The 23928-nt window shown below is 66.6% G+C and carries 20 protein-coding genes; 11 read left to right on the top strand and 9 right to left on the bottom strand.

Translation table 11 applies throughout. From position 1 onward, the window contains the following. The first annotated feature begins 141 nt into the window (after window positions 1-141). From QX124_RS21490 to QX124_RS21465, 6 genes are read left to right on the top strand one after another with little or no spacing between them, the layout of a single operon-like run. Window positions 142-963 (top strand): sugar phosphate isomerase/epimerase family protein, encoded by an 822-nt coding sequence (locus tag QX124_RS21490; protein ID WP_315798208.1) that lies wholly within the window; start codon window positions 142-144, stop codon window positions 961-963. A gap of 50 nt (window positions 964-1013) precedes the next feature. Next, entirely contained in the window at window positions 1014-2651 is a 1638-nt protein-coding gene (locus QX124_RS21485; protein ID WP_315798207.1) for an ABC transporter substrate-binding protein, read from the top strand. Between the two features lie 4 nt (window positions 2652-2655). Continuing rightward, window positions 2656-3630 carry an ABC transporter ATP-binding protein gene (locus tag QX124_RS21480; RefSeq protein WP_315798206.1) on the top strand — a complete coding sequence of 325 codons (975 nt, stop codon included), beginning with the start codon at window positions 2656-2658 and terminating at the stop codon, window positions 3628-3630. After that, window positions 3627-4619 carry an ABC transporter ATP-binding protein gene (locus QX124_RS21475; RefSeq protein WP_315798205.1) on the top strand — a complete coding sequence of 331 codons (993 nt, stop codon included), beginning with the start codon at window positions 3627-3629 and terminating at the stop codon, window positions 4617-4619. The genes QX124_RS21480 and QX124_RS21475 overlap by 4 nt, the downstream gene beginning before the upstream one ends. Next, window positions 4619-5548 (top strand): ABC transporter permease, encoded by a 930-nt coding sequence (locus tag QX124_RS21470; protein ID WP_315798204.1) that lies wholly within the window; start codon window positions 4619-4621, stop codon window positions 5546-5548. The genes QX124_RS21475 and QX124_RS21470 overlap by 1 nt, the downstream gene beginning before the upstream one ends. A gap of 11 nt (window positions 5549-5559) precedes the next feature. Further along, window positions 5560-6402, top strand: a complete 843-nt coding sequence (locus QX124_RS21465) for an ABC transporter permease (protein WP_409997731.1) — start codon at window positions 5560-5562, stop codon at window positions 6400-6402. Window positions 6403-6692: 290 nt separating this feature from the next. Here the strand turns inward: QX124_RS21465 and QX124_RS21460 are convergent, their stop codons facing one another. Continuing rightward, entirely contained in the window at window positions 6693-7580 is an 888-nt protein-coding gene (locus QX124_RS21460; RefSeq protein WP_315798203.1) for an NAD(P)/FAD-dependent oxidoreductase, read from the bottom strand. Between the two features lie 307 nt (window positions 7581-7887). On the opposite strand from QX124_RS21460, the gene QX124_RS21455 reads away from it, so the two are divergent. Next, window positions 7888-8082 carry a hypothetical protein gene (locus QX124_RS21455; RefSeq protein ID WP_315755179.1) on the top strand — a complete coding sequence of 65 codons (195 nt, stop codon included), beginning with the start codon at window positions 7888-7890 and terminating at the stop codon, window positions 8080-8082. Window positions 8083-8228: 146 nt separating this feature from the next. On the opposite strand, the gene QX124_RS21450 is transcribed toward QX124_RS21455, so the two are convergent. The 5 genes from QX124_RS21450 to QX124_RS21430 are packed head-to-tail and all read right to left on the bottom strand — an operon-like array spanning window position 8229 to window position 13641. Further along, complete coding sequence (locus tag QX124_RS21450) at window positions 8229-9719, bottom strand: ABC transporter substrate-binding protein (RefSeq protein WP_315798202.1); 1491 nt, start codon at window positions 9717-9719, stop codon at window positions 8229-8231. A 34-nt stretch (window positions 9720-9753) separates the two neighbouring features. Further along, on the bottom strand, window positions 9754-10806 hold the full coding sequence (locus QX124_RS21445) for an oligopeptide/dipeptide ABC transporter ATP-binding protein (protein ID WP_315798201.1): 1053 nt from the start codon (window positions 10804-10806) through the stop codon (window positions 9754-9756). Beyond that, the gene (locus QX124_RS21440) at window positions 10803-11813 is read right to left on the bottom strand and encodes an ABC transporter ATP-binding protein (protein WP_315798200.1); all 1011 of its coding nucleotides are present in this window, start codon (window positions 11811-11813) and stop codon (window positions 10803-10805) included. The genes QX124_RS21445 and QX124_RS21440 overlap by 4 nt, the downstream gene beginning before the upstream one ends. Next, on the bottom strand, window positions 11810-12694 hold the full coding sequence (locus QX124_RS21435) for an ABC transporter permease (protein ID WP_315798199.1): 885 nt from the start codon (window positions 12692-12694) through the stop codon (window positions 11810-11812). The genes QX124_RS21440 and QX124_RS21435 overlap by 4 nt, the downstream gene beginning before the upstream one ends. Continuing rightward, the gene (locus QX124_RS21430) at window positions 12691-13641 is read right to left on the bottom strand and encodes an ABC transporter permease (RefSeq protein WP_315798198.1); all 951 of its coding nucleotides are present in this window, start codon (window positions 13639-13641) and stop codon (window positions 12691-12693) included. Before QX124_RS21430 ends, QX124_RS21435 begins: the two co-directional genes overlap by 4 nt. Window positions 13642-13854: 213 nt before the next feature. On the opposite strand from QX124_RS21430, the gene QX124_RS21425 reads away from it, so the two are divergent. Genes QX124_RS21425 through QX124_RS21415 form a run of 3 tightly spaced genes read left to right on the top strand, consistent with a single transcriptional unit; the run spans window position 13855 to window position 17124 of the window. Beyond that, window positions 13855-15198 carry a GH1 family beta-glucosidase gene (locus QX124_RS21425; RefSeq protein WP_315785601.1) on the top strand — a complete coding sequence of 448 codons (1344 nt, stop codon included), beginning with the start codon at window positions 13855-13857 and terminating at the stop codon, window positions 15196-15198. A 3-nt stretch (window positions 15199-15201) separates the two neighbouring features. Continuing rightward, window positions 15202-16182, top strand: a complete 981-nt coding sequence (gene glk, locus QX124_RS21420; RefSeq protein WP_315798197.1) for a glucokinase — start codon at window positions 15202-15204, stop codon at window positions 16180-16182. A 3-nt stretch (window positions 16183-16185) separates the two neighbouring features. Beyond that, window positions 16186-17124 carry a hexose kinase gene (locus QX124_RS21415; protein WP_315798196.1) on the top strand — a complete coding sequence of 313 codons (939 nt, stop codon included), beginning with the start codon at window positions 16186-16188 and terminating at the stop codon, window positions 17122-17124. Here the strand turns inward: QX124_RS21415 and QX124_RS21410 are convergent. Further along, window positions 17084-18211 carry an SbmA/BacA-like family transporter gene (locus tag QX124_RS21410; RefSeq protein WP_315798195.1) on the bottom strand — a complete coding sequence of 376 codons (1128 nt, stop codon included), beginning with the start codon at window positions 18209-18211 and terminating at the stop codon, window positions 17084-17086. The two genes, QX124_RS21415 and QX124_RS21410, sit on opposite strands and share 41 nt — an antisense overlap. Window positions 18212-18385: 174 nt before the next feature. On the opposite strand from QX124_RS21410, the gene ppsA reads away from it, so the two are divergent. After that, window positions 18386-20839, top strand: a complete 2454-nt coding sequence (ppsA, locus tag QX124_RS21405; protein WP_315798194.1) for a phosphoenolpyruvate synthase — start codon at window positions 18386-18388, stop codon at window positions 20837-20839. 13 nt (window positions 20840-20852) lie between these two features. On the opposite strand, the gene QX124_RS21400 is transcribed toward ppsA, so the two are convergent. Together QX124_RS21400 and QX124_RS21395 are read right to left on the bottom strand one after the other, a co-directional pair. Further along, a complete protein-coding gene (locus QX124_RS21400) occupies window positions 20853-22280 on the bottom strand; it encodes a lysophospholipase (RefSeq protein ID WP_315798193.1) in 1428 nt (475 codons plus the stop codon). A 223-nt stretch (window positions 22281-22503) separates the two neighbouring features. Further along, a complete protein-coding gene (locus QX124_RS21395; RefSeq protein ID WP_315778091.1) occupies window positions 22504-23529 on the bottom strand; it encodes a histone deacetylase family protein in 1026 nt (341 codons plus the stop codon). Window positions 23530-23928: the final 399 nt, after the last annotated feature.

The raw sequence follows: 23928 nt of genomic DNA, 5'->3' as shown, positions 1-23928 counted from the left end.
AGGCCGACCGGCCTCGTGCCCACGAAGGCACAACATGTCGCGGACGTCCTCCACAGCCCTTCATGGGAGCGTCATCGAACTCCGCTAGCGCTTGCCGGGTCTCACGCAGGCCAAGGGCTTCCTCGAAAGGGTTTCCTCGACATGACCACCACGCTGCCGGTGCTCGGCGCCGCCCTCTCCGTCAAGTCCATTCCGGCTCATCGCGACTGGCTGCTCGAACGTCAACGCGATCTCGAGATCCAGGACTTCTTCCGCGCGGACCTTCTCGACAGCGACTGGCGCAGCACCGCCAAGGAGATCAAGTCGATGCTGGACGGGCACACCGGTCGGCTCGGCATCCACGGCCCGTTCTGGGGCTTCAAGATCGACAGTCACGACCCGATGATCCGCCGCGCCGTGACCAAACGCCTGCTGCAGGGGCTCGAGGTCGCCGAATTTCTCGGCGCCACCCAGATGGTGATCCACTCGCCGTACACGACCTGGGATGCCAACAACATCGACATGCTGCCGGACAATCGCGAGGCGCTGATCGAGCGCGTGCGGGCGACCTTGACCGACGTCATTGCCTCTGCCGAGCAGGCCAACTGCGAGATCGTGATCGAGAACATCGAGGACAAGAACCCGCAGGATCGCGTTGGACTGGCGAAGGCGCTGGGCAGCAGCAAGGTGCGGGTCTCGCTCGACACCGGCCATGCCAACTACGCGCACCATTCGACCGGCGCGCCGCCCGTCGACTACTACGTCGATTCTGCCGGCGACATGCTGACCCATGTCCATCTGCAGGACACCGACGGCTACGCCGACCGCCACTGGGCGCCGGGCGAAGGCAATATCCGCTGGGTCGCCGTGTTCCGCGCATTGGCGAAGCTGAATTCCAATCCGCGCCTGATCCTCGAACTGCGCAATCATGATCACGTCAAGGCCGGCGCAGCGTATCTCGCCTCGCTCGAGCTCGCTCAATAAGCCAACGCATCCTCATTTCTCGGACAACCTCAGACCACAGAGATATTGCCATGACCAAGCTCACCCGCCGCGGCCTGCTCGGCGCCGGCGCCGCGATCGGCGGCAGCTTCATCCTGCCGCGCGTCTCGATCGCGCAAGCCGACACCCGTCCCTCGGTCACCATCGCCGTGCAGAAGGTGACCAACTCGAACGTGCTCGACGTGCTGCGCGAGCAGTCCAATGTCGGCGAGCGCGTGTTCTACTCGTCGCTGTGGGAAGGCCTGATCTCCAAGAACTTCCGCGGCAATCTCGAAGCCGTTCCCGGCCTCGCCACCGAGTGGAAGCGCATCGACGACCAGACCGTCGAATTGAAGCTGCGCCAGGGCGTCAAGTTCCACAATGGCGACGAGATGACGGCCGAGGACGTCGTGTTCTCGTTCAGCCGCGAGCGCATGTTCGGCGACAGCGAGGCCAAGAGCCGCAGCACCATCAAGGCATTCGAGAAGATCCCGGCGCCGCGCCCCGGCAAGGAGCTGCCGCCGGACGTCATCGGCGTGGCCCGCCGCATCTGGCCGGATCTCGTCCGCGTCGATGCGATCGACAAATACACCGTGCGCTTCGTCAACGCGACGCCCGACGTGACCATCGAAGGCCGGCTGATGCGCTACGGCTCCGACATCATGAGCCGCCGCGGCTGGGAGGAAGCTGCGAGCTATCTCGACTGGGCGCGCAAGCCGATCACCACCGGCCCCTACAAGATCGTCGAGTTCAAGCCCGACGTGTCGCTGACGCTCGAGGCCCACGACGAATATTGGGGCGGCCGCCCGCCGCTGAAGCGCATCCGCTTCCTCGAAGTGCCGGAGGTCGCGAGCCGCATCAATGGGCTTCTCTCCGGCGAATATCAGTTCGCCTGCGACATCCCGCCGGACCAGATCGCCGGCATCGAGAAGAATGCGGCGTTCGAGGTCCAGGGCGGCACCATCCTCAACCACCGCCTGACCGTGTTCGACAAGAATCATCCGCAGCTCGCCAATCCCCTGGTGCGGCGCGCCTTCACCCACGCGATCGACCGCCAGGCCATCGTCGACAGCCTGTGGGCCGGCCGCACCCGCGTGCCGAAGGGCCTGCAGTGGGAGTTCTACGGCGACATGTTCGTCGCCGATTGGAGCGTGCCAGCATTCGATCCCAAGCTGGCGCAGGACCTGCTGAAGCAGGCCGGCTACAAGGGCGACCCGATCCCCTATCGCCTGCTGAACAACTACTACACCAACCAGGTCGCGACCGCGCAGGTGCTGGTCGAGATGTGGCAGGCGGTCGGCCTGAACGTGCAGATCGAGACCAAGGAGAACTGGTCGCAGATCCTGGAGCGCGCGCCCACCCGCGCCGTGCGCGACTGGTCGAACTCGGCCGCGTTCAACGATCCGGTGTCGTCGCTCGTCGCCCAGCACGGTCCGAACGGCCAGCAGCAGCAGGTCGGCGAATGGAGCAACGACGAGCTCAACCGGCTGTCGGAGTTCCTGGAAACCTCGACCGATCGCGAGGCCCGCAAGAAGGCGTTCCGCCGGATGCTGGAGATCGCCGAGCGCGAGGACCCGGCCTACACGGTGCTGCACCAGAACGCGACCTTCACCGCCAAGCCGAAGTCGATCAAGTGGAAGGCCTCGCCGGCCTTCGCGATGGACTTCCGCACCGGCAACTACGGAGCGTGATGCCGTGGCGCCGCTGGTCAGCATCTCCGGCCTCAGGGTCGCGTTCGACGGCACGCCCGTGCTGCATGGCATCGATCTCGACATCCGCAAGGGCGAGGCCGTCGGCCTCGTCGGCGAGTCCGGATCCGGCAAGTCGGTGACGTGGCTCGCGGCGCTCGGCCTGTTGCCGGTCAAGGCGAAAGTGTCCGGATCAGCCAAGCTCGAAGGCCGCGAGCTGCTGGGTGCTGATGGCGGGGTGCTCGACCAGGTGCGTGGCCGGCGCATCGCGATGATCTTCCAGGATCCGGCGAGCGCGCTCAATCCGGTGCTCACGATCCGCCGCCAGTTGTGCGAAAGCCTCGCGCTGCATCGCGGGCTGCGCGGCGAGGCCGCGCGGGCCGAGGCGCTCAGGCTGCTCAATCTCGTCGGCATTCCCGATGCGGCGCGGCGGCTGTCGGCTTATCCGCACGAGTTCTCCGGCGGCCAGGTCCAGCGCATCATGATCGCGATGGCGCTCGCCGGCCAGCCCGACCTCCTGATCGCCGACGAGCCGACCACCGCGCTCGACGCCACGATCCAGGCGCAGATCCTCGATCTGTTGTCGGCCATCCGGCGCGAGTTCAACATGGCGATGGTCCTGATCAGCCACGACCTCGGCGTCGTCGCCGAGAATTGCGACCGCGTCTGCGTGATGTATGCGGGCCGCATCGTCGAGCGCGCCCCGGCGACGAGGCTGTTCGATGATCCCTGGCACCCCTACGCGCAGGGCCTGATCGGTGCGCTGCCGCCGCTCGATGGCATCAGGCGGCGGCTGCAGGCCATTCCCGGCACGGTCCCTGATCCCCGCGCCCTGCCGAGCGGTTGCGCCTTCGCGCCACGCTGCACCTTTGCCGGCGACGGCTGCCATGCCGGCGTGCCGCCACTGGCGCCGATCGAGCCGGACCGCGCGGTGGCCTGCCTGCGGCCGCAGCGTCTGCCGGTGGAGCTCGCCGCCGAATGACCGCGCCGCTGGTCGAGGTCCACGGGATCTCGCGCACCTACCGGATGAGGTCCGGCCTGTTCGGGCGTCCTGCATCGGTCCACGCCGTTGACTGCTTGAGCTTTGCGATTGCGAAGGGCGAGACGCTCGGCATCGTCGGCGAATCCGGCTCCGGCAAATCCACCACCGGGCGCATGGTGCTCGGGCTCGAGCCGCCCGACCAGGGCAGCGTGCGCTTCGGCGGTGCGCCGATCGCAGCACCAGGCTCGGCGGCCTGGCGCGCGCAGCGCGCGCGCATGCAGATGATCTTCCAGGATCCGCTCGGCGCGCTCGATCGCAGGCTCCCTGTTGCCGCGCAGATTCGCGAGCCGCTCGAGATCCACGGTATCGGAACGACATCCGAGCGCGACGCGCGCGTGCACGAGCTGCTGCAATCCGTCGATCTCAACGACAGCCATGGCCGCCGCTATCCGGGCGCTCTGTCTGGCGGCCAGCGCCAGCGTATCGTGCTCGCGCGCGCGCTCGCGACCAAGCCCGACTTCCTGGTGTGCGACGAGCCGGTCAGCGCGCTCGACGTCTCGATCCAGGCCCAGGTGATCAACCTGCTCATCGAACTCCAGGCGCGGCTCGGGCTGACCATGCTGTTCATCAGCCATGATCTGCGCGTCGTCCGGCAGATCAGCAGCAAGGTGGCGGTGATGTATCTTGGCCGCATCGTCGAATATGGCGATGCCGACGATCTGTTCGCGCGACCTCAGCATCCCTATACGCAGGCACTCGTCTCGGCCTCCCCTGCTCCGGGACGCCGCAGCACCAACCGCATCGTCCTGACGGGCGATCCGCCGAATCCGGCCGCGCGCCCCTCCGGCTGCGCCTTCCATCCGCGCTGCAGCCGCGCGACCGCCCGCTGCGCCAATGAGGTGCCCGCGCTCACCGCGCTGGATCAACAGCGCCAGGTGGCTTGCCATCTCGTGATGGGGCCACAGTCACAGACCCAGGATGCCGCGTGATGCTGCGCTATTTCGCGATCCGCCTGTCGCGCGCGCTGCTGACGATCGCACTCGTCGTCACCTTCGCCTTCATCGTGCTCAGGCTGTCGGGCGATCCCGCGCTGATGATCATGGGGCCGGAAGCGCCGCCCGAGGTCATCGCCGCGTTTCGCAAGGCGTGGGGCCTCGATCATCCGATCTGGATGCAATATCTCGACTACTTCAAGGCAATCGGCCAGGGCGAGCTCGGACGCTCGATGCGCGACGGCCGGCCGGCGATCCGGCTCGTCATCGAGCGCGTCCCGGCGACCCTGGCGCTGACCATCCCGGCGTTCCTGGTGAAGGTGTTGCTCGGCATTCCCGCCGGCATCTATGCAGCGCTTCACCGCGGCTCAGCCATCGACCGCGCCGTGATGATCACGGCGGTGGCCGGCTTCACGGTGCCGAGCTTCGTGCTGGCGCTGATTCTGGTGCTGATCTTCGCCGTCCAGCTCGGCTGGCTGCCGTCGGGCGGGCAGGACTCCTGGCGTCATGCCATCCTGCCGATCGTGACGCTGGGCTTCGGCGGCGCTGCGGTGCTGGCGCGGTTCACGCGTAGCGCGATGCTCGAGATCCTCGGCCAGCCCTATATACGGACCGCATCAGCCAAGGGCGTGCCCTGGCGCCGGGTCATCACCGACCATGCGCTGCCGAACGCCGCGATCCCGACCGTCACCATCCTCGGCTTCATGGTCGGCAGCCTGATCGCCGGCGCGGTGGTGGTGGAAAGCGTGTTCTCGTGGCCCGGCGTCGGCCGGCTGCTCGTCGTCGCCGTCGCCAACCGCGACCTCGCCGTCGTGCAATGCATCCTGCTGCTGGTGGCGATGACGATGGTCACGTCGAACGTGATCGTCGATTTCCTCTACGGCCTGCTCGATCCGCGGCTGCGCAGCAAGGGAGCGGAGGCATGACCGACGTTGCGATGAAGGCACCTGCCGCGCGGCGGCTGAGCTGGCCCGACGTTCCCGTTTCCGTCACGATCGCCGCGTGCTGGATCGCGGCAATGCTGCTGCTGGCCGTCTTCGCCGACCAGTTCGCACCTTATGGCTTCACCAAGTTCGACCTGCGCAATCGCCTGACGCTGCCCGGCAACGCCGCGCATTGGCTCGGCACCGACGAACTCGGCCGTGACGTGCTGTCGCGTCTGATCGTCTCGATCCGGATCTCGCTCCTGATCGCATTCGGCGCCACCGCGATCTCCGCCATCGCCGGCACCACGCTGGGCTTTCTCGCCGCGCATTTCCGCGGCCTCGTCGAGCAGGCCGTGCTGATGCTCGCCGACTTCCAGGCCAGCATGCCATTCCTGATCCTCGCGCTTGCCGTGCTCGCCTTCTTCGGCAACTCGCTGCCGCTGCTGATCGGGCTGATGGGCCTGTTCGGCTGGGAGCGCTATGCGCGGATCGCGCGCGGGCTCGCCATCTCGGCCAATGCGCAGGGCTATGCCGCGGCCGTCCGCCAGCTCGGCGCGACGCCGCAGCGCGTGTATCTCAGGCACATCCTGCCGAACATCGCCTCGACCCTGATCGTGTCGATGACGCTGGTGTTTCCGGAAGTCATCCTGCTGGAGTCCGGCCTCTCGTTCCTCGGGCTCGGCGTGCAGCCGCCGATGACGAGCCTCGGCAACATGGTCGGCTATGGCCGCGAATATCTCACGCGCGCGCCGTGGATCATGCTGGCGCCGGCGATCATCATCGTCGTGACCACGCTTGCGGTGTCCGTGATCGGCGACTGGCTGCGTGACCGGCTCGACCCGACGCTGCAATAGCTGCACTCAGCCGCGGGCTTCCTTGGTCGCAGAGGCGCCCTGTTCGCAGACGATCACCGCGTTGCCAGCCGGCTCGCCCGCCAGCGCCGTCCATTTCGATGCTTCCTGCAGCCAAAGGTCGCGGCGTGCCGGATCGCGTGCGGCTTCCTCATGGCAGCTTGACGCCGCCGCCAAACATGCCGATTTCCTGTCCATGCGCCAAGGTCCGACAGATCAACACCAAACGCGTTAACACAGGATAGCGCGATCTGAGGTTGTGATCGACTTCGCATGATTGTCCTGCCGGAAGGTTACACATAGCGCATCGGCAGCGAATGATGTGCGTGGCAGGCGGCCACCGCGGCATGGCCGAACGCGACCGAGATCTGGTGTAGGTCGGTGACGACGTCGCCGATACCATAAAGCCCGTCGACGCCGCAGCGCTGCTTGGCGTCCACCTCCAGAAAATCCTCGGCCGTGTGTCGCGCGCCCATCCGGATGGCGAGCTCCGAGCGGACCTCAGCCCCCAGCGCGGGATAGATGACCTCGAAGCGTTCGCTGGCGCCATCTGCGAACGCCGCCTCGATGGCACCGCTCCGGCGCTGAAGCGACTGGAGAGGCGGCATCACGCGAACCCCGGCCGCGGCCAGCTCCTCCCGCGCTGCGTCGTTCTGCGCGTCATCGCTCGGGATCAACGTGATGTCGGCGCTGTAGACACGCATGAACAGCGCCTTGCCTGCAGCATGACCGAGTGCACCGACGATCGCGATCTTGCGGTCGGCTGCCTCGTAGCCATCGCAGACAGGGCAGTAGCGCAGCTCACCCTGGCGAACCGCCTCGATCCAGTCGGGAAGAGGAAACTGCCTGTCGACGATCCCCGTCGCCAGAATCACCCGCTGCGCGGCGATTGCGCCGTCAGCATATGTCGCGACGACGTCGGCGCCGGTCCTGTCGAGCGATGTCACCGTGCCGCGGATGATCGGAACGCGGAGGTCCTCCACCTGATGCTCCATCCGCGCGAGCAGCTCATGTCCCGAAATGCCGTCAGGAAAGCCAGGTAGATTATGACTGCGGGGAATCAGGGCTGCCCGAGATGCGCCGCTGTCGATGATCACGACGTCCCGTCGGAACCGCGCCAGATAGATCGCGGCCATCAGGCCGGCCGGCCCGCCGCCGACGACGAGAACTTCGGTGCGCATCGCAGCCCCTCGCCCTTCTTGACAGCTCGGCCGCGTCTGCCGCGAAACCGTTGTTCGTCCCATGCGCGCGACCGCTGCCGAACCGCAGGTTCCTGAGCGCTCGGTCGACGCCGACACCCCAAATTCTACGCAGCCAGCGGTCCCAAGTTCCCCCCCCCCCCCCCGGGCTCCGGAGCGAAATTCGCTCGGCCATAATCCGGAACACACAAGGAACTTTTTTGGGCAACGGAACTTAACCTATATCACTGCCATGCCGCGGCGATAGTGGCAAAATTTGATACCTAAGGTTGCGTTTCGGGGAGCATCGATGCGATTTGAGAATTCAACCGACGAAAGTCTGTTGGCCTATTATGAGAGTGTCCGAAAGCAAGTTGCCGCTGATAGTCGGATCGGGGGACCCTATCGGCTCATCGGAGACCGGGCCAAGCAATACGCCCAGGAGCTTCAGGCTGAAATGCGACGACGGCAGATGCGCTTTACGCCCATCGAATGGCCGAACTGATCTGTAGAATTAATGGTGTCGTTCGTGGAGAGATACCCGTCACGCGACCGCACATATGGATGGACCGGCGATGCCCTCTTCCACAAGGGGAGAGGGCACCGCATTGCGCAGGAATTATTTCGCAGCCAAGCAAAACGGGCTCACGATCATTCCCACGACCAGCTCGCGAAATCGTTCTCGAACTGAGGCACGTCCTTCCAGACGCCCTTCAGCTTCTTGTTGATCACCGTGATCCACTGCGGCTGGAACAGGAAGCCGGCGGCCGCATCCGTTGCCAGCATGCGCTGGGCGTCGCCGAGCAGCTTGGTGCGCTCCGCCTCGTTCGGCGTGTCGACGATCTTCTGATACAGCTTGTCGAAGGCCTCGGACTGATAGCCGAAGTAGTAGTTCTTATCGGTGAACTTCACGAGATCGAACGGCTCGACATGCGAGACGATGGTCAGGTCGAAATCATGCGGTCCGTTGAACACCTGTGACAGCCACGCCGCCCATTCGAGATTCTCGATCTTGGCGACGATGCCGACCTTGGCCAATTGAGCCGCGAGCACCTCGCCGCCCTGGCGCGCATAGGCCGGCGGCGGCAGCCGCAGCGACAGTTGCAGCGGCGTGGCGATGCCGGCTTCCGCCAGCAGCTTCTTGGCCTTCTCCGGGTCGTAGGGATTGATGTCGGTGGTGTCGACATAGCCGAGCGAGCCCGGCACGTAGAAGCTGCCGATCGGCGTACCCAGGCCGTCGACGGCGCCTTCGATCATCGCCTTGCGATCGATCGCGGCAAGGATCGCGCGGCGGACGCGGACGTCGTCGAGCGGCTTCTTCTTGTTGTTGATGGTGACGATGGTCTTCGCCTTTGAGCCGCCGATCAGCACGGTGAAGCGCGGGTCGGACTTGAACTGCGCGATGGTGCGCGCCGTGGTGCCGCGCGGAAAGGCGTCAACGTCGCCCGACAGCAGCGCCGCGACCTGCGCCGCCGGATCGGAGATGAAGCGGATCGTCACCTTGGACAGCTTCACGGCTGCGGCGTTGCGATAGTCCGGCCATTTGTTCAAGCTCAGGGACGAGCCCTTGGCCCAGCTACCCAGCGTGTACGGCCCAGTACCGACCGGCTGCGTCGCGTTGGTCGGCGCGCTCTTCGGCTCGACGATCGCGGCTGTGGCCTGTCCGAGCAGGAACGGCAGGTTGGGCTCGGAATATTTGAGCTTGACCTCGATCGTCTCGGCATCGGGCGCGTTGACCGCCTCCATCGCCTGGAACAGCGCCTTGTCCTTGTTGGTGCTGTTCGCGGCGCCGGCGCGCTCGAACGAGAACTTCACGGCGGCGGAATCGAATGCCTCGCCGTTCTGGAATTTCACGCCCTTGACGAGCTTGAAAGTGTAGCTCTTCAGATCCGACGAGGCCTGCCAGCTCGAGGCCAGCAGCGGCGACACCGAGCCGTCCTCGTTGATCTTGGTCAGCGTCTCATAGACGTTGTAGAGCGTGACCTCGGCGATGGCCGCGGCGGCCGCGCTGGTCGGATCGAGCCCCGGCGGCTCCAAGGTCATGCCGACGACGACGCTGTCCTTCTTGCTTTGTGCCGAGGCCGGCACAGCGGTGGCCGCGACGAGCGCGGCCAATGCGACGATGGATAGTCTTTTCAACATTGTTCGTTTCTCCCGGACGGAACCAAGTTACGCGTCAAAGCGGCTTCGAGACAAGAGGCTGGTGTTCTGCGGCGACGAGCACCGGCAGCGCCATCACGCTTTCCGCCTTGTGGCAGGCAGCGGAATGCAGCCCCGTGAGCGCCCGCAGGGAGGGTGCCGTCGCCCGGCACTGGGCATCAGCGAGTGGACAGCGCGGCGCGTAGGCGCATCCGGCCGCGCCGAGGGATTGCGACGCGATCGCGACGCTCTCGCGCCGGCGCCGGATCGCGCCGGCCTGCGCCCGCGGCACGGCGTCGAGCAGCGCCCGGGTGTACGGGTGCGCGCACTGGCCGAACAGATCCTCGGGCCGTCCGCGCTCGACGATGCGCCCGAGATACATCACCGCGACCTCGTCGCAGAGATAGTCGACGACTGCCAGATCATGACTGATCAGCACATAGCTGAGGCCGAATTGCTCCTGCAGGTCCTGCATCAGATTGAGCACCTGCGCCTGCACCGAGACGTCGAGCGCGCTGACGGGCTCGTCGGCGACGATCAGCTTCGGCTGCGTGATCAGCGCGCGAGCGATCGCGATGCGCTGGCGCTGGCCGCCGGAGAACTCATGCGGATATTTGTCCATGTCGGCATCGCGCAACCCGACCTGCCGCAGCACGCTCGCGACACGCGTCCGCAAGGACTCGCGATCCGGGCTTTCCAGAACCGTGAGCGGCTCGGCCACGATGCGCGCGATGGTCTGGCGCGGATCGAGCGAGCCATAAGGGTCCTGGAACACCATCTGGAAATCGCGGCGGGCGCGGCGCAGCTCGTCGGCCGGCAGTCGGTCGAGATCGCGCCCCGCCATCAGCACCGATCCCGACGACGGCCGCTCCAGCGCCATGATCAGCCGCGCCAGGGTCGACTTGCCCGAGCCGGACTCGCCGACGATGCCGAGGCTCTTGCCCGGCATCAACGCCAAGGACACGCCATTGAGCGCGAGCACCTGTCCGGCTGGACGCAGCAGGCTCTCCCGCGGCAGCGTATAGCGCTGCACGAGATCCCTGACCTCGAGCAGCGGCGTCTCCCCAGCTCCTTGCGATGCCGTGCTCAAGCGACAACTCCCACCGGATCACGCGCAAGCGCGACATCGGTCCGGATGCAGCGGACGCCGTGTCCAGCGCCGATCTCGATCGCCGGCGGCAGCGCCGTGCGGCAGGCATCGACGACGAGCGCGCAACGTTCAGCGAACGCGCATCCTGCCGGAAGATCGGCCAGCTCCGGCACCGTGCCGGCGATGGTCGACAGCCGCGTGCCCTTGCGCGCGCCGAGCCGCGGCCGCGCCCTGAACAGGCCCTGCGTATAAGGATGCCCCATGCGCGAGAACACCGCATCCGTCGTGCCGCTCTCGACCACCGTGCCGCCATACATCACGATCATGCGCTGGACGTTCTCGGCGATGACGCCAAGGTCATGCGAGATCAGGATCATCGCCATGCCCTGCTCGGCCACGAGATCGGCGATGAGGTCGAGGATCTGGCGCTGGATGGTGACGTCGAGCGCGGTGGTCGGCTCGTCGGCGATGAGCACGTCGGGCTTGCAGGCCAGCGCCATCGCGATGGTGACGCGCTGGCGCTGGCCGCCGGAGAACTGGTGCGGATAGGCGTCGTAGCGTCGAGTGGGGTCCGGCAGACCGACGCGGTCGAGCAGCGCGATCGCCTGGCGTTTCGCTTCAGTCGCGGAGCAGCCGGTATGTCGCAGCAGCGGCTCCGCCACCTGGTGGCCGATCGTATGCATCGGGTTGAGCGCGGTCATCGGCTCCTGAAAGATCATGCTGATGCGGTTGCCGCGCAGCTTGCAGTAATCGGCATCGGGCAATCCGACCAGCTCGCGGCCATCGAGCTTGATGCTGCCGCTGACGACAGCGCTGTCAGGCAGAAGCCCGAGCAGAGCGAGCGCCGTGATCGACTTGCCGCAGCCGGACTCGCCGACGATGCCCAAGGTCTCGCCGCGCCGGAGCGCGAACGACACCTCGCGCACCGCTTGCGCCGGGCCGCGGCTGGTGTTGAGCCGGATGCCGAGACCGCTGACATCGAGCAGAGGTTGATCGCTCGCCATCATCGCTGCCTCGCCAGCCGAGGGTCGAGCAGATCACGCAGGCCGTCGCCGAGCAGGTTGAGGCCGAGCACCGCGAGCGCGATGGCGGCGCCGGGGTACACGGCGAGGCTCGGCGACTGGAACAGCAAGGTCTGCGCATCGTTCAGCATGCGCCCCCAGGACGGCTGCGGCGGCTGGGTGCCCAAGCCGAGATAAGACAGCGCCGCCTCCGCCAGGATCGCCAGCGCAAACTGGATCGTCGCCTGCACGATCAGGATCGACAGGATGTTCGGCAGCACGTGCTCGATGGTGATGCGGAAGCGGCCCTTGCCGGCAGCGCGTGCCGCCAGGATGAACTCGCGCGCCCAGACAGCACCGGCCTGGCCGCGGGTGACGCGCACGAACACCGGGATCTGGAAGATGCCGATCGCGGTGATCGAGGTCACCATGCCCGGGCCGATCACAGCCGCCAGCATGATCGCCGACAACACCGCCGGAAAGGCGAAGGTGAAATCGCTGAAGCGCATGATCAGCTCCTCGGTCCAGCCGCGCTGCGCGGCTGCGATCAGGCCGAGGCAGACGCCGCAGGTGAGACCGATGCCGACGGCGATGATGCCGACCAGAATGGTCGCTCGCGCACCGACCAAGAGCAGCGAGACGATATCGCGGCCGAGCACGTCGGTGCCGAGCCAATGTGCTGATGACGGCGGCCGCAGCTTCGAGGCGACGTCGATCTCATAGGCCGACCACGGCGTCCACACCAGCGACAGCAGCGCAGCGCCGAGCACCAGCAGACACAGCAGCGCGCCGACGATGAAGCTGCGATGGCGCAGCGCGCGGCGCCAGAACGCGCTCGACGCGGGGGCCGTGGCGGCTGCGGCTTGAACGATCACGGACGAACTCACAGCTCGTGCACCTTGATGCGCGGATCGATCACCGCATAGAGCACGTCGACGACAAAGTTGACGATAATGACCATCGCCGCCAGCAGCATGACGCAATTGCGCACGACGATGAGATCGCGATTGGCGATCGACTGGAAGATGAGACGCCCCAGGCCCGGCAGATAGAACACGTTCTCGATCACGATGGTGCCGGCCAGCAGGTTTGCGAATTGCAGGCCCATCACGGTGAGCACCGGGATCATCGCGTTGCGCAAGACGTGCTGCCACAGCACCTCGCGCTTCGTCAGGCCCTTGGCGCGCGCGGTCCGGACGAAATCCTCGCGCAGAACGTCGAGCACCGCAGAGCGCGTCACCCGCGCCAGGATCGCGGCCTGCACCACCGCCAGCGCCACAGCCGGCAACAGCAGCGCGCGCAGCCCCGGCCAAGTGCCGTCCTCCCAGCCGGGGAAGCCGCCGGCCGACAGCCATTGCAGCTTCACCGCAAACAGGAGGATCAGGAGGATCGCGAACCAGAAGTTCGGCAAGGCGATGCCGATCTGGGTCAGGGACATCACGCCGACATCGCCGAGGCGGTTGTGATTGGCGGCCGTGTAGATGCCGGCCGCGAGCGCCAGCACGGTCGTGAGTCCCATGGCCAGGATCGCGAGCGGAATCGTCATCGCCAGCCGCTCGCGGATCAGTTCGGCCACCGGCGTGCCATAGGCATAGCTGTTGCCGAGATCGCCGCTCAGCATGCCGCCGATCCAGTGCAGGTAGCGCCAGGCCAGCGGCTGATCCAGCCCGAGCTTGACCGTCAGCGCCCTGACCGCATCGGGCGAGGCATCCGCGCCCATCAGCATCTGGGCGGCGTTGCCCGGGAGCGCGTCGAGCACCAGGAATATGATCAGCGACGCGCCGACGAGGGTCGCCAGCAAGGTCAGGCAGCGCCGCAGCAGAAAAACGCTCATTCGCGCCGGGACTCCAGTTTTCGGCGGCCGCACGTTCCACAGCTTTCGGCTCCGATGCAAGCCTGTTGCCTGCATGATTGCCATTGCCCGGCGCAGGACATCTTCGCAGGCCACACCGGCCCCGGTATCGTCGGCTTGATCCCAGTCAACGGCGGAGCGCCGGCGACCGCCATCATGCGGCTGATCGCAACAACGCAAGGGCCCCTCTCGATCATGACCATCCGTCCGAGCTTTCTCTGGGGTGCCTCGACCTCGGCCTTCCAGATCGAGGGCGCAGCCCATCTCGACGGCCGCGCCGACAGCATCTGGGATGTCTTTCTGCGCGCGCCGGGCCGCACCAAGACCAACGACACGGCCGAGACCGCATGCGACCATTATCATCGCTACGCCGGCGACGTGGCGTTGATGCAAGAGCTCGGCCTCAACGCCTATCGCTTCTCGATCTCCTGGCCGCGGGTGCTGCCGCAAGGCCGCGGCGCGGCCAACGAAGCCGGCCTCGCCTTCTACGACCGCCTGATCGACGCCCTGCTTGCCGCTGAGATAGAGCCGTGGCTCTGTCTCTACCACTGGGACCTGCCGCAGGCGCTGGAGGCGCTCGGCGGCTGGCAAAACCGCGACATCGCCGGCTGGTTCGCCGACTATACCGCGCTGGTCGCGCGGCGCTATGGCGACCGGGTCAAGCGCTTCGCCACCTTCAACGAGCCCTGCGTGTTCACGCTGTTCGGCTACGGCCTCGGCTGGCATGCCCCTGGCTTGGCCGACAAGACGGCGCTGCACAAGGCGATCCATCACGTCAATCTCAGCCATGGCCGCGCCGTCGACGTGCTGCGCAAAGACGTTGCCGGCGCCTCGATCGGCGCGATCCACAACCGCCAGCCCTGCTATCCCTGCACCAGCAAGCCGGCGGACGCTGCAGCGGCACTGCGGCTCGCAGCCTATTGGAACGACGCTTTCCCGTTCCCGCAAGCGTTTGCCAGCTACCCGCCGGAGCTGGCGGAGGCCGTCGCGCCATATGTTGCGCCCGGCGACATGGCGCAGATCGCACGGCCCGTCGACTGGTTCGGGCTCAACCACTACTCGCCGCATTACGTGAGGGCTGACACCAACCTGATCGGGGCGAGCTTCGGGCCGGCGCCCGACACCGTGCCGCGCAGCGCGATCGGCTGGCCGGTCGTGCCCGGTGCGTTCCACGACACGCTCCTGGATATCCACCAGCGGTTCCAGCTTCCGATCTACGTGCTTGAAAACGGCACCGCAGCTGCCGACGTCCTCGGCAATGATGGCCAGGTTCATGACGTGGACCGGATCGCCTATCTCAAGGCCTACACTGCCGCCATGGAACAGGCGATGAAAGAAGGCGCCGACGTCCGCGGCTATTTCGTGTGGTCGCTGCTGGATAATTTTGAATGGGGGGCGGGCTATTCGCAGCGTTTCGGCATTGTCTATGTCGACCACACCACGCAGCGTCGCATTCCCAAGGCGTCTGCGCGATGGTATGCGGACATGATCGCGGCCCACCGGACCTCCGACGGGCCGTACAACCGGGCGGAAGACTGAGGCATGAGCGATCGCGTTCTTCTGGGCGATATCGGCGGCACCAATGCGCGCTTCGCGCTGCTCGACAATGGCGCGATCGGCGAGGTCGAGCACCTGAAGGTCGCGGACTTCGCCACCATTGCCGATGCGATCACCGCCTTCCTGTCGCGGCACGCAGAAGGCGGCGCGCCCTCCGCGGCCGTGCTCGATATTGCCGGGCCGATCGAGCGCAATCGCGGCATGCTGACCAACAGCACCTGGGCCATCGACGGCGCCGAGCTGGCCGCGCAATTCAATCTCCGCTCGGCGAAGCTGCTGAACGATTTCGAGGCCGTCGGCTGGTCGCTGCCGGCGCTCCGGCCGGATGATCTGTATCCGCTCGGCGGCAACGCGGCGGTCGCCGGCGCGCCGATGCTGGTGATCGGCCCGGGCACCGGGTTCGGAGCGGCCTGCTATCTGCCTGGCGGCGGCCGTCCCACGGTTGCCGTCACCGAGGCGGGTCACGCCACCTTGCCGGCCACCACCGCGCGCGAGGCCGCGGTGCTGGCCAAGATGCGTGAGCACTTCGGCCATGTCTCGATCGAGCGCGCGCTGTCCGGCAGGGGTCTCGAAAACGTCTATCATGCCATCGCGGCCGTCGACGGAGCCTCGGTGCCGAAGCGCGACGCGGCCGCCATCACCAGCGCCGCGCTCGACGGCAGCTGCGCCACCAGCCGCGCCACGCTCGACATGTTCTGCGCCTGGCTCGGCGCCGTCGCCGGCAATCTGACGCTCACCTTCTGCGCCCGCGGCGGCGTCTACATCGCCGGCGGCATCCCGCCGCGATTTCCCGACTACTTTGCACGATCCGATTTCCGCCGGCAGTTCGAGAGCAAGGGACGCTATGACAGCTATCTGCGGCCGATCCCGGTGCACATCGTCACCAAGCCCGACATCAGCTTCCTCGGCCTCAGATCCTTCCACGAGTCCGGCCTCACCGCGGGCGGCGGCTCTTCCGCGCACTGACAGATGAGCGACATCGCCACGATTACGCCAAACCCGGCCGTCGACGTCTCGACCAGCGTCGAGAAGATCGTGCCCGTCGCCAAGCTGCGCGGCACGACGCAACGCCGCGATCCCGGCGGCGGCGGCATCAATGTCGCGCGGGTCATCACCCGGCTCGGCGGCGACGTCGCCGCGCTCTATCCCGTGGGCGGTCCGACCGGACTGCTGCTGCAGCAGCTGGTGGCGAGTGAAGGCGTCACCAGCCAGACCTGGACGACGATCGAGGATACCCGCGAGGACTTCTTCGTCCAGGAGCGCGCCAGCGGCCAGCCCTACCGCTTCATCCTGCCGGGACCGACGCTCACCGAATCGGAATGGCAGGCGGGCCTCGCCCTGCTCGCCGGTCTGGAGCCGTTTCCGCGCTTCGTGATCGGCAGCGGCAGCCTGCCGCGCGGCGTGCCGGCGGACTTCTACGCGCGCGTCGCGCTGCTCGCACGGTCACGCGGCGCGCAGGTCGTGCTCGACACATCGGGCCCTGCCCTGGCCGCGGCGGTCGCCGGCGGCGTCGACCTGATCAAGCCGTCATTGCGGGAGATGCAGGAGCTCGTCGGCGGCGAGCTGCCGGATGCGGCGGCGTGGGAGCAGGCAGCCCGCACGCTGGTCGCGACCGGCAAGGTCCGAACGGTCGCGCTGACCATGGGTCATCTCGGCGCGCTGCTCGTCACGCGCGATCGGGTGCTGCGGGCCCAGCCGCTGACGATGGTGCCGGTCAACGCGGTCGGTGCCGGCGACAGCTTTCTCGGCGCGCTGGTGGCAAAGCTCGCGGCGGCCGCATCGCTCGAAGACGCGTTCCGCTTTGCGGTTGCGGCCGGCGCCGCCGCGCTGCTGCGCACCGGCACCGCGCTGTGCGACCCCGCCGACATCAGCCGCCTGCTTGCTGACGTGAAGCTTCAGACGGCGTGACATCGGCCTTCGCATCGCCGTTGAGCCGATCGAGCGAGAGCAGCAACCCGCCGACGCGCTCCATCGACGACATCCACTCGGCGAGGCGGTTGAAATTGTCCACCATCCAGTTGAACGACCCCTGCACCAGCGTGAACGCCGCGGCAGCCTGGGTGAGTTCGCCCAGCGTCATCTGATCGCCGAGGAACTTCGGCGCGCACAGCACGAGGCCGATGATCGGCGCCAGCAGCGTATTCAGATGCGACACCAGGGTGTTGCGCATCAATTGCCAGCACAGCCGCTTCCATTGCTGGATCGTGCGGTCGAGCGCCATCCACAGCCCGGCAATGACGCTGCGTTCCTCCTGCTTCGGCGCGATGCCTTCGCCGATGTCGCGCAAGTGATGGGCCGCGGTGATCAGCTCCGACTCGGCCTGGTTCTTGGTCTGGATGACGCGCGTGAGCGGCGAACCGACCCACAGCATGGCCCCGGTCACCAGCCCGGAATAGATGACGACGCTGACCACCAGGTAGCCTGGAATCCACAACTGCTGCCCGGCCACGACGAAGCCGATGGATCCGCCGACCTGCCACAGCACCTGGACGAACACGACCGCCGTCAGCAGCGAGGAGATCACACTGACCACGAAGTCGATCGGCGCATCGGTGGCGATGCGGACGTCCTCGGCAATGCGATACTCCGGAATCTTCAGATCGCCCTGCACCGTCGCGAGCCGCGCATAGCGGTCGTTCTCGACCCAGTAATTGATCACCTTGGCGCTCAACCATTGCCGCCAGCTGCGTTGCATCACCATGCGGCCCCACACCGAGACGATCGCCAGCACGACGCTCGCCAGACAAAGCGGAATGAGCAGAGCGGCCTGCTGCCGCAGCCGCGTCGGATCGCGGCCCTCCAGCGCGTCGAAGAAATCCCTGTTCCAGTAATTGAAGCGGAACTGCACGTAGAGCTGGAGCACCACGAGGACGACCAGGGCGACGCAAAGCAGCCAGACCCGCCATGCCGTCGATCCGAGCCAGAATTGCCGCGCCGTGAGCCAGAATCGCGACCATTCGCGATTACCGTCCTCGTTCTGGTCGTCGGAGATCATCGGTGATCCGGATGGAGGTGATCGATGGGTTTTAGCAAACATCCTCGCCTATGGTGGAACCGTTGTCATCCCGCGATTTAAGGGGCTCGCGGAGCGCCCTGCTTGATCTTGCGCAAGGCAGCCGCCGCCCGCCGCGACAAACTGAGATTCGCGCTGCGATGCGGGAGATGACCGATGACGGCACCTAGCTACATCCGCTGGTTCAAGGATCTCCGCATCGAGGACGTGCCCGGCGTCGGCGGCAAGACGGCGTCGCTCGGCGAGCTGTATTCGGCGCTGGCGTCGCACGGCGTGCGCGTGCCCAACGGCTTCGCACTGACGGCGGCCGCCTATCGCGATGCGCTGCGCGCGGCCGGAGCCGACGACGAGCTACGGAAGCTGCTCGCCGGCCTCGACAAGCGCCGCATTGCCGACCTCGCCAAGCGCGCGGCGAAGGCCCGCGCGATCGTGATCGCGGCGACCGACCGTGACGACCTGCGCCACGAGGTCGCAGAGGCCTACAAGCAGTTGGAGCAGGAGTATGGCCGCGGCGTCGCGGTTGCCGTGCGCAGCTCGGCCACCGCCGAGGACCTGCCGAATGCGAGCTTCGCAGGCCAGCACGAGAGCTTTCTCAACATTCGCGGCGCGAAGGATCTGTTCGAGGCGTGCCGCCGCTGTTTCGCCTCGCTCTATACGGACCGCGCGATCTCCTACCGCATCGACAACGGCTTCGACCACGACAAGGTCGCGTTGTCGGTCGCCGTGATGAAGATGGTGCGCTCGGACCGCGCCGCGAGCGGCGTGATGTTCTCACTCGACACCGAAAGCGGCTTTCGCGATGTCGCCTTCATCACCGGGGTCTACGGCCTCGGCGAGACCATCGTGCAGGGCACGGTCGATCCGGACGAATTCTACGTCCACAAGCCGACCTTCGCGGCCGGCTTCCGCAGCGTGCTGTCGCGCCGGCTCGGCGCCAAGGACAAACGGATGGTCTATGCCAAAGCCGGCGCAAAGCCCGGCGCGCGCAGTCGTGGCCCCACGACGCGCACCGAGGCGACGCCGCCGGCTGACAGGGCGAAATTCTGCATCAGCGATGCCGACGTGCTGGAGCTCGCGCAGGCCACCATCGTCGTCGAGGAGCACTACTCGCAGAAGGCCGGCAGGCCGACACCGATGGACGTCGAATGGGCCAAGGACGGCCGCGACGGCGCGCTCTACATCATCCAGGCGCGGCCGGAGACGGTGGCCTCGCAGCGGCGGCCCGAGGCGATCGAGACCTACGTTCTGAAGAAGACCGGCAAGGCGCTGGCAACCGGCCGCGCCGTGGGCGAAAGGATCGCCACCGGCAAGATCCGCCTGATCCGCACTCCCAAGGATCTGAACGCGTTCCGCCCCGGCGAGGTGCTGGTCGCCGCATCGACCAGTCCGGACTGGGAGCCGGTGATGAAGACCGCGGCGGCGATCGTCACCGATCATGGCGGCCGCACCTGCCATGCCGCGATCATCGCCCGCGAGCTCGGCGTGCCGGCCGTGGTCGGCACGGAGGATTTCAGCAAGCACGCGAAGACCGGAACGACCGTCACCGTCTGCTGTGCGGAGGGCGATGCCGGCCATGTCTACGACGGCGCACTGCCGTTCGATGTCGAGCGCCTGGCGATCGACAGCCTGGAGAAGCCGCGCACGGAGATCATGGTCAATCTCGGCAATCCCGAACTGGCCTTCAAGACCGCGCTGCTGCCGAACGATGGCGTCGGCCTCGCCCGCATGGAGTTCATCATCAACCAGGCGATCGGCATCCACCCGATGGCGCTGGCGACGCCCGCAAAGGTGACCGCGGCAAAGGACCGCGCGACGATCAAGCGCCTGACTGCGCGCTACAAGAAGCCCGCCGACTTCTTCGTCGAGCGGCTGTCGGAAGGCGTCGGCACCATCGCCGCGGCGTTCTACCCACGACCGGTGATCGTGCGCCTCTCAGACTTCAAGACCAACGAATATGCCAGCCTGATCGGTGGCTCCGATTTCGAGCCGAAGGAAGAGAACCCCATGCTCGGCTTCCGCGGCGCCTCGCGCTATGCGCATCCCGCCTACGCCGCCGGCTTCGCGCTGGAATGCGCGGCGTTGAAGCGCGTGCGCGACACGATGGGGCTCGCCAATCTGAAGATCATGATCCCGTTCTGCCGCCGCGTCGAGGAGGCGCGCAAGGTGATCGCGGCGATGGCCGGGCACGGCTTGGTGCGTGGCGAGAACGGGCTCGAGATCTACATGATGTGCGAGATCCCGAACAACGTGATCCTGATCGACGAGTTCGCCAAACATTTCGACGGCTTCTCGATCGGCTCCAATGATCTCACCCAGCTCACGCTCGGCGTCGACCGCGATTCCGACATCGTCGCGTTCGATTTCGACGAGCGCGATCCCGGCATGCTGGCGATGCTGAGGATGGCGGTCGAAGGCGCGCATCGCAACCGTCGCCATGTCGGCATCTGCGGCGAGGCGCCGGCCAACTATCCCGAAGTGGCGCGCTATCTGGCCGAACTCGGCATCGATTCGATCAGCGTCAATCCGGCGAGCGTCGTGCGCACCATGGAGATCGTCCGCACTGCGGAGCGGGAGCTTGCCTCGCGCACGCCGCAGGCGCTGGCGAGCTGATCATGGCCGAAGCTCAAGAGCTGGTCTTGAAGAAGTCCAGCACGGTCGAAGCGCCGCCCATGACGTCGCCGCCGCCATAGAGGCTTGCCAAGAACGTGCCGCGATGGCTGGCGCCGGTGACCGCTGTGCCTTGCGCAAAGCGGCCGTCGGCCGCCAGCGGCATCTTGACCAGGCTCGGCGGCAGCGCCTCGTCGAGAAGGCCGTAGTAGAACCGCATCGGGGCGTCATAATCCCAATAGGTCGAGCTGTTGCCGGCCAGGCGGCGGAGGAAGCGGCTGTTGGTCTCGTGGGTGAAGCGCTCGAAGAAGCCGTCGACCAGCAGGTCCGAGGGCTGCGGCACCGACTTGCTGAACGTCTCGTCCATGCTGTAGTCGGCCCAGTATTTCTCGGCCAGCGCCAGGTGTTGCGGCTTGATCGCGGTCTTGAACAGGTCGCCGAGCCGGTAATACTGGCGATAGCTGCCCAGGAGGACGATGACGCACGGCGTGATCCAAATCGGCTGCTTCGGATAGGTGCTGTCGGTCGACGCGCTGCCCGGTTCGGCCGACACCCAATAGCGCATCGAATCCGCAAGATTATTGAACGGACTTTGCGTTGCGCTCGCCGCCACCGCGACGCGCCGCCGCTGCAGCTCCTGGCCGAGCCATTGCGTGTTCAAGGCACCCTGCGACCAGCCGTTCAGGAACAGCTCGGTCTTTCGCAGGCCGAGATGATCGAGCGCGAGCAGGCCCGCGTTCAGCACGTCCAGGCAGCACTGCACGGTCGCGTCCTTCACCGCATAGGCCTCGCCTCGCCCCTGGCGATACGGTCCCTTGCCGAGATAGTCGGCCGCGATCAATGCAAAGCCGTTGCCGACCAGGCGCTGGACGTTGAACAACGTCTCGATCGAATCGACATTGTCGCGCGGTTCGTAGTTCGGATCAGCCAGTCTGACGAGATTGGACGGGACCTGATCGAACGACAGGATGGTGCCGTGCTGCCACGACACGACCGGCAGTGCGCCCTTGTGATCGGCGGGCAGCGCGAGCAGGCCGCTAACCTTGACGCGCTCAACGGTCTCGGGGACGCGCGTGTAGGTCGTCAGCCGGCGCAGTTCGACGTCGACCCGCGCCCCGTGCTTCTCGGCCGAGAATGGCGGCAAGATATTGTGCTCATTGAAGACGGCGTGGAGCTTCGCTGCGAGCGCATCGAGCCGGTCCTTGCTGACGCGCACCGGCCGGCCGAGGCTTGCGCCGTCACGTGGTTGCGCGATCGCCGGGCCGGCTGAGAACGATACGGCCGCAGCGCCGAGGCCGGCTGAGGCCAGCAGCCTTCGGCGGGATGGCCGGCCGGCCAAGGCTGCAGAGCCGAACTCCGGCCCGGTCAGTTTGGCCATCGGCCGGGCCAACGCCTCTTCGGGTCCCGCGACCAGGGTATCCAGGCCGATCATTCGCCGCTTCATCACGTCCCTCCGAGCCGACTACAGCCGAGGGTAGTTCGCAAAGCCTAGCACTTGTTAAATGGTGCAGCAATCGGACCTGAATGTTTCGACAGTCGGCCGCACTGTCGAGCCTGAAGCGGCCGCGTCGCGGCTCGCCTCCGCACGTCAAGCGCAGCCATGCGAATGATTTGCGATGGCGTTCTCGGCGCACACCAGGAAGAGATCACGAGGAGGAGATGAAGGCTTACCGCGCCGCTTCGAAACCTCCGAGCACTGCGGTCAGGTTCTGCCCGAGAATGTCCGAGAGGTAGCCCCCCTCCTGCACGAACACCGTGGGCAGGCCGAGCCGCGCGACCGCGCCGCCGATGCGGCGGAAACCCGGCGTCGTCACGGAGAGCCCCTTGAGCGGATCGTGCTCGGAGGCATCGAGACCGAGCGCGACCACGAGCGCGCCGGGCGCGAACGCATGGATCGTCTTGGCCGCGGTCTCGAACGCCTTGAGATAGGTGTCGTCGCCGCTCTTCAGCGGCAGCGGAATGTTGAGGTTGGCGCCAAGGCCCGCGCCGGCGCCGCGCTCATGCGCATAGCCCCAGACGAACGGGTAGTAGTGCGTGGGGTCGGCGTGGATCGAGATGGTGAGCACGTCGGGCCGCTCATAGAAGATGCCCTGCGTGCCGTTGCCGTGGTGGACGTCGACGTCGAGGATGGCGACCCGCTCGTGGCGCTGACGCAGATGCGCGGCTGCAATGGCGGAGTTGTTCATGAAGCAGAAGCCCGAGGCCATGTCCCGATAGGCATGGTGGCCCGGCGGCCGGCACAGCGCATACGCCGCATCCTCGCCATCGAGCAGCAGTTGCGCCGCGGTCGCAGCCACGTCGGTCGCGGCGCAGGCGCCTTCCCACGTCCCCGGCCCGATCGGCGCCGAGGTGTCGGTCGTGTGCCAGCCGAGCCGCCCGACGATGTGCGTCGGATAGGTGGCGGCATTGCGAACGGGATGGATGTTCGGAATCATCTCCGCACCGGCATCGCCGAGCGCGGCCCACGCGTCCCACGCCTCTTCCAGGAAATGGAGGTATTCCGGACTGTGCACGCGCGCGCGAGCTTCCTGGCCGAAATGAATCGGCGCGACCAACTCGTGATGGCCGGCCTTCAATCCCGCAAGCAGACGATCCGCCCGCTCGGGCTGCTCGGTGGTGCGCTTGACGACGCCGCGCACCAGATAGAATTGCGGATCATGGCTGCGATGCAGCTCGGTGTAGACGGCCTTCACGCGCAATGGCTCCTGTTCGCTTGCACCGACGATTGTGCACGCAGTAGCAGCCGATACAAGCACAGATGGTTCGCACGTCCATTGGTCCGTGGGCGGCTTCCAACCGGCGGAACGGACCGCTGCGCTTCGCATCTTGTCGGCAGCGAATTTGCCGGGATCCAGGCGATCCGGCGCGTGAGGCGCGGTGGGAGAGATCCGCCCGCCATGCTGGCGGTTGCCGCGACGGCCGTCGGAATGCGCCACGAAATCTGAAAAACTCGACGGGCAATCCTGATCGGCTCCTGCGCGTATGGTCAGGAGAGAAGCCTTTGCCCGGCATGGAGACCCCGAGATTGATCCAAAATTTGGATCGATCGATACAGGCTTCGGTTTGGACCGCGGCCCTCCCTCTCCTCTAGG

Source organism: Bradyrhizobium sp. SZCCHNRI3043, assembly GCF_032377735.1.
GTDB lineage: Bacteria > Pseudomonadota > Alphaproteobacteria > Rhizobiales > Xanthobacteraceae > Bradyrhizobium.
This window is presented reverse-complemented; position numbering and strand designations above follow the sequence as displayed.